Here is a 12,305-nt window from a genome sequence, read left to right as displayed (position 1 = left end):
ATAGGTTGTCTACCATCTGTTTAAAACTGAATTAGTGCACTCAACGTGTCCTGCTTCACTGCAAGGCGGACCTCTTGCAGACATGGATATCCAGCCAACCAGGTGCGAGGTTGTCATCTCGTTCCTTTAGCGAACGCCAGTCGATGTACATTTGCCGCACCTCGGCAAGAGGCCGCCATTTCTCTGGAGGCAACTCACGGCCGAAAAGGCCGCTTGTCTCACCGTCAAAGTGAGCCTTGACGTAAACACCTTCCCGAGCGGGGTTGGGCGCGACCACATGGATGTTCATGGCCTGGTTGACGATCTGCCCGACCTCATAGCCACAACGCTCCAGCAGATCTATGTCATCCTCGTGATTAATTTCCACAGACACGAATGTTGGGCGACGCGACTCTTTCGCTAGCTGCGCAACGAACGTCCTATCCGCGCCTTCTAAATCGCATTTGATGTAGTGTGGAGTGCCGTACAAATCGAACATCTTGGCTAAATCGATCGTATCAACCTCGAATGCTACGGTTTCGTAGACACCCTTTCCTGCATTCCCTTGCACAAGACTCCCCCAGTCATCCTTGTCGGGCACAGAATAAAACGTGACTTTCTCGCCGGATTTGGAATAAAGAGCTTTGTTAACAATTGTGATGCGATCGCCAAAATGAGCGAGCCTTTTCGCTGCAGACGCACATAAGGCGGGTACCGCCTCCAAACCAACAACTCGAAACGACTTATTAAGATAAAACCTTGAATCATATCCTTGGTGCAAGCCAAGATCGAAAATCAACCCAGAAACCTCTGAGGGAACTTCATCGATTGGATTGCCGCTGCCCTGCGCCATAGCGCTACGCCTAGCTAGAGTATTTCGGCTTGCGCCGTCTATGAACGAACGGCGCAAATGAGCGAGCGAGCGCAGGATAAGTTTAAATCGATCGTTCATGGGCACTCCTGGGAAATAGCAGAACGCTTGAGAGTATTCTCAAGAGTAACAGCTTCTGGGTGCGTGAACAGCTTTTTCTAATAATACCCTAGATAGATTGGCATCTATTCCACACGCAATCGGCGGAACCATTCGTGCTTGGTCTCAATTCGCAAGACCGTGTCCAATTGCAAAACGGTGCACTGGGGGTAAAACCTGGCAGCGATCCTTGCACCACCATAGGCCGTCTAGATATAAGGCGATATCTGCGTGGTGGTTTAAACCGAAGCGCTGAGAATGCTTCAAACTGCAACAGATAAGTTCGACGGATTACAAAGATGGTCACAGCTCTACGGTTACGATTAAGCCGCTCTCGGTTGTTGTTCGCTACCGCGCTTCGGTTGATTTCCACCGGCCAGTTTGACGTTCTATGTGCAGTCTTTCGCCGCCGCTTCCTGCCGGTCCAGAAATATAGAATCGAGTATTTGCTGGATGATGGGGCCGCTCCGCCACGCACTGACACGAATGTCAGCGATGGATGGGAAGCAAGCCGGTTGTCAGATAATGCCCACCACTCAACGCAGAGCACGGACCCGTTGGTATCAGTCATCATACCATGCTTCAATTATGGACGCTTCTTAGACAGGGCTATCGATTCAGTCTTGAACCAGACTTTATCGGCAGTGGAAGTAATCGTAGTCGAGGGTGGATCAACGGACAAGGAGACGGTTGAGATCGTCAAGCGCCTGGATAAGGTACGCATACGCGTGATTATGCAAGACAAACCCACCTTGGTCGGAGCCAATCGCAACGCGGGAATCGCCATCGCTCGAGGCCGCTATATTTGTTGCCTCGATGCAGACGACACACTCGACCCAACGTATATCGAGAAGGCGGCCTACCATCTGGAAGCTCACCAATATGATGTTGTTTCGACGGGAATTCGCCTTGTCGGTGAGAAATCCGGCACTATCGACATTCTGGAAACACCAGATCTCCGCGATATGACCACAGCAAATCACGTCGCAACTTGCGCCGTGTTCCGACGTGATCTCTGGGAAAAAGTGGGGGGGTTCCACGATACCGGGAAGGGCCAAGATCACGTTGCGGAAGACTGGGACTTCTGGTTGCGTTGCGCCGCATCGGGAGCGAGAATCCACAACATAACGGGTGAGCACCTATTCAACTATACGGTTCACTCATCCGGATCCCTTTCGTCAAGCAACGTTCAGAGCCTTTCAAAACAGAAGGCCTCGATCCTTAATCGAAATAAATCCAGTCTTTCGCGGAAGGCATTTTCGCACTCGCGCGAACAAGCACATCGCAGAATTTTGCGTACCAGGCTCACAAGGCTTCTGCAAACACCTCATTCCGCAAGCGGTGCAAAACGCTCGCTCCTTGTGGCAGTGCCTTTCTTAATCGTCGGTGGAGCGGAGCGGTTATTGTCATCCGTCATCCGTCATCTAGCGTCGCAAGGTTGGTCTGTTACCGTCATATCAACCTTGCCGCAACAAGGGCACGAGGACGCTAGCGGATGGTTCAAATCGGTATGCAATGAAGTCTACATGTTGCCGATGTTCTTAAGAGAATGGGAATTCGACAACTTTATCCGATATCTGATCGCCACCCGTGGATTCGATGCGGCTTTGATCGCTGGAAGCCGAGTGTTTTATGATCTTCTCCCAGAAATAAAGAAAACAAATCCCGATCTCGCGGTCGTGGATCTACTTTTCAACACGATCGGCCACACCGACACCCACGCGCGTTATATCGATTGCATCGACTACGCAATTGCAGAAAATCCCGAGGTGGTCGCATGGTTTAAATCCAAGGGATGGGCCGATATTGGAGTAAAGTTGGTCGAGAGCGGAGTCGATATTCATAATTTTGGGACGACCAGGTCTGCTGCGGTTGCCAGAGAATTGAACATCGACGACGACGAGATTGTCATCGGATTCTCAGGACGCCTGTCTGACGAAAAGGCTCCTGAGGTCTTCTTGGAGATAGCTCAAGCACTTAAGAACGACCGCCGTTTGCGATTTGTTATGACGGGGGGCGGTCCGCTCAAAGCTAAAATTGAAACGGTGGCCCGAAATCTGCCGGACGACGTCCGTTTTGATTTCTTGGGCATGGTTGAGAGCACGAAAGACTATTTCGCAACATACGATATCTTTGTTCTTCCATCACGACTCGACGGTCGCCCGATCGCGTTGCTGGAGGCCCTAGCCTCAGGCTGCGCAGTGGTGGCGTCGGACGTCGGTGGCGTTCCCACAGTGCTCGGTAATGGCGGCGCCGGCTTGCTCTGTAAGCCCGCAAATACTGCCGCATTTGTAGCTGCCATTCAGTCAATTGTCGCCGACATCGACAAGCTGCACATGATGAAGAAGGCCGCCCGTGAGATTGCCAGCCGGATGCGATCCGAAACGCAGATGGGCTCGGCATACGAAGATGCACTCGAAGCCGCGATCAGGCTCAAGCGCGCGAAAACCTCTTCGTCAGTAGTTGAATCTGCGCAATTGCAAGCCGACGGGTAAATTTTGCTAGCGTCCACGGTATGAGAAATGCTTGCTGCTGCCAGCCAATTAAACAGGCTTTCCTCAAAAGTTGATGGGTCCGCATTTCGCCTAGCTGCATTGCCAGCAGCTTTGCGCTCAATCCACTCGTTCCAAACGCCGGCTTGTCAGCTCGGGCTAGGGTCAGACAGACCCTGATACCGGAACCGCCACCAAGTAGATTTGCCGCCACGAACGCATAATCTTCGCCAGCATACCAATTCGGAAAATTATGGCGAATGGCGCTGCGTTTTATGATCACCGTCGATATGGAGGCTGGATTCTTCAACAGAATACCCCAGCGCGTGATTTTTTCCGTTCGTTCGGTGAACTCCTCAGGCCAACCCTTTGCGGAAAATCCCTTGAGGTGAGCTGAGAAATCCGGAGCATCTGGAGCCAGCATCAATTCCATTTGGCGCTCGAGCTTCGAGTGATGCCACTCGTCATCTGCGTCGAGAAAAGCCAGAAACGGAAATCGGCTTGCAGAAACTCCAACATTTCTCGCCCCTCCTGGACCGACATTCCGTTTAAGGGTCACAAGCCTTATCGGCAGCTGCGGAAAGTTAGGCAGCACGCTTGCGCACGTGTTATCGCCTCCGGCATCGTCGACAATCACGACCTCCTCCGGTTGACAGGTCTGATCGGCGACCGACTGCAGTGCACGCCGCAACGCTTCACCGTCGCAAAAGGTGGGCACTATCACCGAGACGGGAGCCTTGTTCACTTCAAAACACTCTGGGAGTTCGAGCGCTCTGCTGCCAACATCTCGCGCATTATGGCTTCAAAATCGGGAAGCGCGACCTCCAGGCCCAATTCTCTAAGGCGGGCATTGCTGCCGACAACCATGTTTAGGTCGCTTGTTCCACGTCTGAAGTCCTCCTTTAGGAGCATAACTTCAGCGCCCGATACCTTCATGAGTGACGAAACGATATTCTCCAGTTTTGTGCCAACGCCGCTACAAACATTGACGACATCTCCGTGTGCCGCTTTCAATCGTGGCAATTCAACAATTACGCGAGCCGCTTCGGCAACTTCAATAAAGTCGCGAACAGCATCCAACGAACCCGTCTTTAATGTGCCCGCATGGCCCTTAATCGCCGCAATCTGACCCACAAAACTACCAAGCGCAGTGCATGCGGGGCTTCCAACTCCGATTGGGTTAAACAGCCGGGCTATGGTCACATCGAGGCCGCCACGGGCCGCAGCAAGCCCGTGATAGGTCTGCGCGAGCTTGGATATGCCGTAGGAAGAAACTGGGCGACAGACGTCGCCCTCCCTGCAAGTCATGTCGCTGCTGACCGGCGTTCCGTATTCCGCGGCACTGCCGATTAGCAGAATTCCCGGGCGAACAAGAGAGTTTGCCGCAGCCGTTAGCAGAGCCTCTGCAAAAAAGACGTTTGCTTGGTAAAGAGCAGGCACGTCCGACATCTGGCTGGTGCCAGCTAGATGATAAATCATCGAAGCTTGAGTGCGCTCGATGATTTTCAGAAGATCGTCAGCTGAAGGTTTTTCGGGGATGACAACCGTTTCGCCTTGCTGTGAATGCGCGCTACGACTGAGACAGACGACGCTCTCTCCCTGCCGTCGAAGTTCTCGACATACATAGCGGCCAAGAAATCCATTTGCTCCCGTTACCAGGGCTCGGGCCATTGGCTCAGTCTTTCAAAAAAAGGCCGCGCTGAGTCTCAAACAGCTGCTGGGCAGACGCGTAGTCGTCTGGCCGGCCGATATCAAGCCAGACACAATCCTGCTGCTGACACTGAACGACTTTTCCGTTTTTCTGAAGGGACTGCATCAATTCAGGCATGTCAAGACGCACTCCCTTTTCGAGATGCGGCGCCACTGCATCTCGATTTAATATGTACAAACCCATACTTACCAAATGAGAATACGAAGGCTTCTCTCGATAGCCGGTCAACCGCATCCTGTCGTCAACCTCGACCAAGCCGAAGTCGATCTTCAGCGTTCGCTCAAAAACCGCAATCGAGGCGCCGGCCCCAGTATTAAGGTGCCTGCGCTTCATTTCGGGAATATCAAAGTTAGTCAGAAGATCCCCATTCGTGACGATAAAATCGTCGCCTACGCGATCCAAAACCGCCGCAATCGGTCCGGCTGTACCCAGCGGGCTATCTTCCAGGACGTAGTCAACCTTAAGGCCAAACGCCGATCCATCGCCGCAAAATGCGCGAATAAGATGATGAAGATGATTGACCGCTAAAATCACTTCTTCCACGCCGGCCGCTTTCAGCTGGCGAAGCAATAGCTCCAACACCGGCATATCACCCAGCGGCACGAGTGGTTTCGGAAAAGAGGCCGTGAAAGGCTGCAATCTCGTGCCCTTGCCGCCCGCCATAACAATCGCCTTCATAATAACCCTCTTTTATTCAGACTGTGTATTCGTTGGGGCGATAAAGATGAATATTGGCCTCTACAAAAGAGATGGTCTGCCTAAGTCCATCCTCCGTCGAGGTGACGGGCTCCCACTGAAGAAGGCGCTTCGCCTTGCCGTTATCGGAAACGAGCTTAAACACCTCGCTTTCGGCGGGTCGCATGCGCTTCAGATCTTGAACGATCTGCTTATCCATGTTCATAAGCTTCAAGATGTTATGGGCGAAATCGCCAATTGTCTTCGTGCTACCGGTGCCAAGATTAATCGTCTGCCCCTCAACACCAGCTGCGGCGCCAGCCGCCATAAAGCCCGAAACTGTATCTCCAACGAAAGTCATGTCACGCATGGGGTCGAGAGCACCGAGCTCGATGACTTCACGGGTTAGCGCTTGAGAAATGATTGTAGGAATGAACGCACGCGCCGACTGGCGGGGACCAAATGTGTTAAATGGCCTGAGAGTAACAACGGGGGTCGCGAAGGAACGATAATAGCTTTCGGCGATCTTATCAGCACCAATCTTTGACGCAGAATAAGGGGATTGTCCCTGAAGCGGATGCTCTTCGTCGATCGGTTCGCGGATTGCCGTACCGTAAACCTCGGAAGTTGATGTGTGGACCACTCGGCTCGTACCGAGCCTACGGGCAGCCTCAACCACATTCAATGTGCCCTCAACGTTCGTTCGAACGTAGCTCCGGGGTGCAAGGTAGGAGTAAGGGATGGCAATCAGCGCAGCGAGATGAAAAACAACGTCCTTGCCTTTGACAGCGTTTATCACGAAGTCTGAATCTTCGACGTTCCCCGAGACGACTTCGAGCGAGCGCTTCGTTGAGGGACTGGCATGTTCGAGATTTCCCCAATGAGACGACGACCCATATTTTATCATCGCGGTTACGTTTGCTCCGGCCTCTACTAAGGCTTCAGCAAGGTGGCTACCGATAAAGCCGCCGGCGCCGGTGACGAGAACATTTCGCCCGCGGTAAAAATGTTTTAGATCAATCATCGTCAACTTCTCGGTCTATATGTGATGCTCAGAAGGCGGAATTACTGCATCTTGAGGTGACGAACAAGCTCGAAATACAAGTCCATGATCTTGGGAACAACGCTGTGGGTCGAGAACCTTTGTTCAAAGTCATTCCGTGCTTCCAGCCCCATGCGTTCGCGAAGCGTATCGTCCTGAGCTAACATCAGGATAGCATCGGCAACAGCTGCGACGTGATCTTTAGGAAGAAGAAAACCAGTCAGTTCATGGCGTACAATGGCTCGGCATCCTGGAACATCAAATGCGACCATCGGAACCGCAGCGGCGGCAGCCTCTATGAGTGAGCGTGGCATCCCCTCGCGCTCAGAAAGCAAGATTGCGATGTCCGCCCTGTGCCAAGTCTCTGCTATATCCCCAGCCCTACCACACCATTTGATCCCGTCTCTAAGCGAGAAATCGCGCAACTCCTCCTCGGTCAAACTCGTTAAATTGCCGGGATCGGGCGTTCCCCATAACTCCAGTTGTATGTCTGCCTTTTTTCTCGCCAGCTCCACCGCCTGGACGGTGAGTTCGATTCCTTTGGCTCTCAACATCCGCCCGAGATATACGACACGAATTGGAGCTTGCGGTCGATCAAGACGCGGGACGATGTCGCTTGAGTTGATACCCCAACCACCAACTACGACCCTGTTTTTGAGCTTTGGAAACTCGCGGCAATCATCATCGTTCTCGAAGGTGAAAATTGCTTTTCGCCCATCACTGATCAGCTGAAGTATCTGACGGACGATCAATCTGAATGGACCAAGAAAACGTCGGCTGTCGCTCCAAAGGTATCCAAGACCGGTCACCGAGAACACCTTGCCCGGCTTTCGCACGAAGATCGCGGCAAGACCACTGAGAATGATTGATTTCAAGGCAATCGCATGCACGACGGTTGGCGATTCTGCGGCGAGGATGGAGCGAAGCCGAATAACCGTCGATAGGAGCTTTACGACTCCGAAGGATGCTCGGTCTGCAACGAGGGGAACTATCCTGAAGCCCTCGGCCTCTATTTCTTTTCCGTGGGCAGTTACCCTGGTGACCACGACGATCTCAAAACCAGCCTTTCGAGCCGCCCTAGCGAGCGGCAGAAAATGAGCTACAAAAAACCAATCTTCCGTTACAACATAAACCAGCCGAAGCGCCTGCGCATGCCCACCGCTTCGAATGTCCACTTGACTGCTAATCATACTTCATTCTGCCGGTCGATTGTGAGGGTTATTGGCCCCGCGACTTCTCAAATCGCGCGCAGTATCACGCGGATTGCGCACGCTTGAAAAGCGGCTTGATCGCCTCAGCCGTCGGTGGCTCGTGACGCCAAATAGGCCTCTGTGATCTCATCGACCGGGCCGAGAGCTTTAGCTACGCCCTTCTCCAGCCAGAGAGCCGTCTTGCAGAATTGGCGAGTTATCGAAATGTCGTGAGACGCTATCACGAAAACGCTGGCATTACCGAGTATCTTCTCAATCCGCGCGCGGGCCTTGGAAATGAATTGCGCATCTCCCGCGCTAATCATTTCATCCATAATGACGATATCAGGTTCGATCGATGTGGAGATCGCAAACGCAAGCCGAACGAACATGCCCGACGAGTACGTTCGGACCGGCATATCGAGGAAATCTCCGAGTTCGCTGAATTCCGCGATTGACGGCGCAAGAGCATGGGCCTCTTTAAAGCTGAGCCCCATGAACGCACATCTGAAGATAATATTGTCCCAGCCGCTAGCCTCAGTATCCATACCCAATGTTATATCAGTGAACGAACTGATGCGCCCTTCGATGTCAATTGAGCCTTTAAGGGGCGGGTACACTCCAGCAAGCGCTCTGAGCAGGGTGGTTTTTCCTGCACCGTTGTGCCCGAGCAGCGCAAGCCGATCCCCGTTTTCCAAGTTCAGCGTCAAATCCTTGATGGCATCGACCACAACCGTGTTGTTATGAGCGACGATGGTTCCTCCGAGCTTGGAGAACACTGCAGTGCGCAGCGATCGCGAATGCGCGTTGAAAATTGGGTAAGAGATCGATACGTTTTTAACGCGTATGTGGGCCATTTGATCAGATCCAGTAGATAACGCGCTTGTGATATGCACCAATAAAGGGTATCGCAAAGAGCCAAGCGCCGACCACGTAACCGATTGCAACCAGCCAAGTCATTGGGCTCGTTTCCATAGCAAGCAGCGGGTCTCGAAGAAGCGACAGATAGACGGAAAACGGGTTAACCGAATTTATCCAACGGTACGGCTCCGGAATGAATTCCGGCCGCCAGAGAACTGGTGTGATAAAGTACCCTATCTGAGTAATACTTTGCGTAAGAGGAACTGCGTCTCTAAAGCGAGTCGCAATTATCGCCAGAACATAACAGATCGGGACGAAAAAACACATCGTCAAAGCGAGGCCCGGAACAATCAGGATAACCCGCCAATCCGGCCAATGCCAAAACCATGCAAAGACGATAAGCACGATTACCATATTGTATGCTGTGGTGATGAGTCCGCGATAAACAAGGGTAAAAATCGCAACAGCCAAGCTTGTCTTCTGATTGAGAAACAAGTTTCCGCTTGTCACGAAAGCAGTAGTAGACTCGTTCAGAACGGCCGTGAAAAATCCCCACACAACCATCGCGACGGCCATGTATGGAATGATGCCGTCCACAGGCGCACGCCAGAGCAATGACCATACCAAGCCAAGCGACAGGATTGTGACACCGGTGGAAAGCGTAATCCACAGCTGGCCGAATTTCGATCGCGAATGCCTTCGGCGTAGGTCAGCTGTACCAAGCAGATGCCATACACGCCACGTGCTTAGGCCTGCAGAAAGTTCGTTCACTCCAGCAGTAAAAGATGAAATAACGCTCACTTGTCGACCCATCGAGGAAAAAACACGTATCCAACTCCCATTTCAACCGCTTCTAGTGCGGTTGGGGATCACTTGACAAGCGCATTCGTCATTGGTGCACGGATGTGGCGCTCTCGGCGGCGGCCAAATCTAGTGAGCATACCGCTGGAGCAATTGTGTAGATGCTATCCCACGCGGTCGCGGTGGAATTTTGGAAAAAGATGCTGTACCGAGTGCCTATGTGAAGGTGTGTTTAACGCAAGTCTGGAGTTGGATTGTTTTGCCTGACCAGACTGATAGGCAGGAGCGATTGATGTCAGAGTTACCTCTGAAGGGCGTAGTATTAGCTGGCGGCAGGGGAACCAGACTGTATCCATCGACATTGGTGGCATGCAAGCAATTGCTGCCCGTATTCGACAAGCCGATGATACACTACCCTTTGTCGCTTCTCCTTCTTCAAAAGATCCGCGACATCTTGTTTATTACAAATCCTGAGGATCTCGAGGCAATGCAGAAATTGCTCGGCAATGGTGAGCAATTCGGAGCAAAATTCTCATACACTACTCAAGAAGAGCCAAAAGGCATCGCGGAGGGACTAACCCTGGCAAGCGATTTTCTTGGTGGTAGCCCTGTATGTTTCCTACTCGGAGACAACATTCTGTTTGGCCAAGATGTGCGGCAGGCAATGAGCGACGCAAGGTCCTTTGTCCTCGACCGCAACTCCGCGGTTATCTTCGGATACAGAGTTTCTGATCCGCAAAATTTCGGGGTAATCAGCTTCAACGCCGATATGACGGTCGCCGAAATCGTCGAGAAGCCAGCAACTCCAAAATCGAATTGGGCTTCCATCGGCGTGTACTTCTTTCCCGGAGATGTCGCTGAATATGCCAGCAAGGTTATGCCATCGAGCCGCAATGAGCTTGAGATAACCGAGGTTCATCGGCAATACAACGCGGAAGGCCGATTGTGCGCAATTAGACTCGGGCGCGGCACTGCGTGGCTGGACACCGGTACTCCCGAAGCCATCATGGAGGCGGGAAACTTTCTCCATGCAATTGAAAAACGCCAAGGATTAAAGGTCTACTGCCCAGAGGAAGTCGCTTTCCGTTCGGGACTAATATCCGGCGCCGAACTGAAGCGAAGAATTCCTGCAATCCCAAGCGCAAACTATAGAGATTATCTTACAAAAGTAGTTGATGAGAGCTAAGACTGTCGTCCGGCAGTGGGGCTATCGGATATGTCACCGGCAACATAAGCCTTTAGACCGACACGTACAACAAGATGCAACTGCGATCATCGGAACCAACCTAAGCAGCAATTCAAAAACAAGAATGGCGAGGGTCGCTATAATGCGCTTAAGCGTTTGTATCTATACATACAATCATGAATCGTTCATCGAGCAAGCGGTGCGCAGCGCGCTGGAACAAGACGTGAGTTTTGACTACGAGATTGTCATCGGCGACGATTGTTCGACAGATGCCACTCCCCAGATTCTGCATCGATTGGCAGAGATTTATCCTGGCCGCCTGAGGATAGAACGTCGCGACGTCAACCTCGGGGCGGAAGAGAATTTCGCACGGACAATCGGCGCTTGTCGCGGAGAACTTGTAGCCTTTCTAGACGGCGATGATCTCTGGACAGACAGGAACAAGCTTGCAAGCCAGGTTGACTTCCTCGACCAACATCCGGACGCGTCATTCTGTTTTCATCGAACACGATCGCTAAATGCCGCCCAAGAATATGTTTTGCCTCCCCGCGATCCTTCCAAGCTATCGTCAATTGAGCTCCTTCTTCAACAAAGCAATCCTGTCGCACTGCATACTGTAGTTGCACGGCGTGAACATTTGTCGGACCTTTCAACCTGGGTAGCAGGCTTGAAGCTTGGCGACTGGCCTCTTTGCATCATGCTAGCCACAAAAGGACCCGTCGGCTTTATTCCGATTGAGATGTCGCGCCATCGGGTACACAATGGAGGCAGTTGGACACCACTGTTGCCGTCGCTACGCGAAGCATATGTTATTCAGATGCTTAATCGACTGTCCAAACTTCTAACTGGCGAAGAGAAGACCGCTGTCGATCAACGACGGATCGACCTTGCTAATTATTGGGCCAACGATCTTACGGGCGAAGCTTCAGGGTCGATAGACGATCTGATGAGTAAAATTGCACGGTTGCAAGATTCCGAGCTCTCAACCTTTCTGTTATCGCACGTAATCGAACGTGCGCGACTCATAAACGAGGCGAAGATCTGGCACGAGACCCAATCACAAGCGTGGGAAGCGGAAGCCAAAAAGTCGATATTTCAGAAGGTTTTCTGGCGATGAATGCCTGCGCTGAAGAGGGTAGTCATCAGGCCGATTGAGCTTCTAGAGCAGATCCTGCTTAATCCGGGTCATATCCAGCAGCTCTGAAGTAGTTGGCGCATTCTGCTGTCGTGAACCGGGGTATCAAGACGCCGACCGCGTCCCATAAGGCATCGATTTTTCGCTCCGCCCGAGCGCGCATCTGTCCCCGACCCGCAATGCCAAAGCGGCCAAACGCTTTCTCGGCAAGGCGTTGAATGGTAAGCGTCCGGTGAAGCCGCCTTTGAGATTTCCCACGAACA

The 12,305-nt window shown here is 52.3% G+C and carries 11 protein-coding genes and 2 pseudogenes; 4 read left to right on the top strand and 9 right to left on the bottom strand.

Going from position 1 to position 12,305, the window contains the following annotated elements; all coding sequences use genetic code 11:
- Positions 1 to 55 precede the first annotated feature (55 nt).
- The gene (locus H4W29_RS28585) at positions 56 to 931 is read right to left on the bottom strand and encodes an FkbM family methyltransferase (protein ID WP_192732160.1); all 876 of its coding nucleotides are present in this window, start codon (positions 929 to 931) and stop codon (positions 56 to 58) included.
- Between the two features lie 317 nt (positions 932 to 1,248).
- Between H4W29_RS28585 and H4W29_RS28580 the strand changes: the two genes are divergently transcribed.
- A complete protein-coding gene (locus tag H4W29_RS28580) occupies positions 1,249 to 3,444 on the top strand; it encodes a glycosyltransferase (RefSeq protein WP_192732159.1) in 2,196 nt (731 codons plus the stop codon).
- Here H4W29_RS28580 and H4W29_RS28575 read toward each other — a convergent pair.
- The 7 genes from H4W29_RS28575 to H4W29_RS28545 all read right to left on the bottom strand — a co-directional run bounded on the left by H4W29_RS28575 (position 3,383) and on the right by H4W29_RS28545 (position 9,721).
- Complete coding sequence (locus tag H4W29_RS28575) at positions 3,383 to 4,186, bottom strand: glycosyltransferase family 2 protein (protein ID WP_192732158.1); 804 nt, start codon at positions 4,184 to 4,186, stop codon at positions 3,383 to 3,385. The genes H4W29_RS28580 and H4W29_RS28575 overlap by 62 nt on opposite strands.
- Complete coding sequence (locus tag H4W29_RS28570; protein ID WP_192732157.1) at positions 4,183 to 5,112, bottom strand: NAD-dependent epimerase/dehydratase family protein; 930 nt, start codon at positions 5,110 to 5,112, stop codon at positions 4,183 to 4,185. The genes H4W29_RS28575 and H4W29_RS28570 overlap by 4 nt, the downstream gene beginning before the upstream one ends.
- A 4-nt stretch (positions 5,113 to 5,116) precedes the next feature.
- Positions 5,117 to 5,830 (bottom strand): nucleotidyltransferase family protein, encoded by a 714-nt coding sequence (locus tag H4W29_RS28565; protein WP_192732156.1) that lies wholly within the window; start codon positions 5,828 to 5,830, stop codon positions 5,117 to 5,119.
- 16 nt (positions 5,831 to 5,846) lie between these two features.
- Complete coding sequence (locus tag H4W29_RS28560; RefSeq protein WP_192732155.1) at positions 5,847 to 6,851, bottom strand: GDP-mannose 4,6-dehydratase; 1,005 nt, start codon at positions 6,849 to 6,851, stop codon at positions 5,847 to 5,849.
- A gap of 41 nt (positions 6,852 to 6,892) precedes the next feature.
- Positions 6,893 to 8,059, bottom strand: coding sequence for a glycosyltransferase (locus tag H4W29_RS28555; protein WP_192732154.1), 1,167 nt, complete (start codon positions 8,057 to 8,059; stop codon positions 6,893 to 6,895).
- A 104-nt stretch (positions 8,060 to 8,163) separates the two neighbouring features.
- Entirely contained in the window at positions 8,164 to 8,916 is a 753-nt protein-coding gene (locus H4W29_RS28550; RefSeq protein WP_192732153.1) for an ABC transporter ATP-binding protein, read from the bottom strand.
- A 4-nt stretch (positions 8,917 to 8,920) separates the two neighbouring features.
- Positions 8,921 to 9,721, bottom strand: a complete 801-nt coding sequence (locus H4W29_RS28545; protein ID WP_192732152.1) for an ABC transporter permease — start codon at positions 9,719 to 9,721, stop codon at positions 8,921 to 8,923.
- A gap of 292 nt (positions 9,722 to 10,013) precedes the next feature.
- On the opposite strand from H4W29_RS28545, the gene H4W29_RS28540 reads away from it, so the two are divergent.
- Both H4W29_RS28540 and H4W29_RS28535 read left to right on the top strand, forming a co-directional pair.
- The gene (locus H4W29_RS28540) at positions 10,014 to 10,907 is read left to right on the top strand and encodes a sugar nucleotidyltransferase (RefSeq protein ID WP_246517489.1); all 894 of its coding nucleotides are present in this window, start codon (positions 10,014 to 10,016) and stop codon (positions 10,905 to 10,907) included.
- 142 nt (positions 10,908 to 11,049) lie between these two features.
- Positions 11,050 to 12,024, top strand: coding sequence for a glycosyltransferase family 2 protein (locus tag H4W29_RS28535; protein ID WP_192732151.1), 975 nt, complete (start codon positions 11,050 to 11,052; stop codon positions 12,022 to 12,024).
- A gap of 58 nt (positions 12,025 to 12,082) precedes the next feature.
- On the opposite strand, the pseudogene H4W29_RS28530 reads toward H4W29_RS28535, so the two are convergent.
- Positions 12,083 to 12,202 (bottom strand): annotated as a pseudogene (locus H4W29_RS28530) (IS630 family transposase); the annotation flags it as partial.
- Here H4W29_RS28530 and H4W29_RS34865 point away from each other — a divergent pair.
- A pseudogene (locus H4W29_RS34865) lies at positions 12,203 to 12,286 on the top strand (IS6 family transposase); the annotation flags it as partial. It lies immediately after the preceding pseudogene.
- Between the last annotated feature and the right edge of the window lie 19 nt (positions 12,287 to 12,305).

Source organism: Rhizobium viscosum (genome assembly GCF_014873945.1).
GTDB lineage: Bacteria > Pseudomonadota > Alphaproteobacteria > Rhizobiales > Rhizobiaceae > Rhizobium > Rhizobium viscosum.
This window is presented reverse-complemented; position numbering and strand designations above follow the sequence as displayed.

Bases quoted from the DNA above. Each gene is read 5' to 3' on its own strand.
- H4W29_RS28585 (WP_192732160.1), bottom strand. From the start codon at position 931: ATGAACGATCGATTTAAACTTATCCTGCGCTCGCTCGCTCATTTGCGC.
- H4W29_RS28580 (WP_192732159.1), top strand. From the start codon at position 1,249: ATGGTCACAGCTCTACGGTTACGATTAAGCCGCTCTCGGTTGTTGTTC.
- H4W29_RS28570 (WP_192732157.1), bottom strand. From the start codon at position 5,112: ATGGCCCGAGCCCTGGTAACGGGAGCAAATGGATTTCTTGGCCGCTAT.
- H4W29_RS28565 (WP_192732156.1), bottom strand. From the start codon at position 5,830: ATGAAGGCGATTGTTATGGCGGGCGGCAAGGGCACGAGATTGCAGCCT.
- H4W29_RS28560 (WP_192732155.1), bottom strand. From the start codon at position 6,851: ATGATTGATCTAAAACATTTTTACCGCGGGCGAAATGTTCTCGTCACC.
- H4W29_RS28555 (WP_192732154.1), bottom strand. From the start codon at position 8,059: ATGATTAGCAGTCAAGTGGACATTCGAAGCGGTGGGCATGCGCAGGCG.
- H4W29_RS28550 (WP_192732153.1), bottom strand. From the start codon at position 8,916: ATGGCCCACATACGCGTTAAAAACGTATCGATCTCTTACCCAATTTTC.
- H4W29_RS28540 (WP_246517489.1), top strand. From the start codon at position 10,014: ATGTCAGAGTTACCTCTGAAGGGCGTAGTATTAGCTGGCGGCAGGGGA.
- H4W29_RS28535 (WP_192732151.1), top strand. From the start codon at position 11,050: ATGCGCTTAAGCGTTTGTATCTATACATACAATCATGAATCGTTCATC.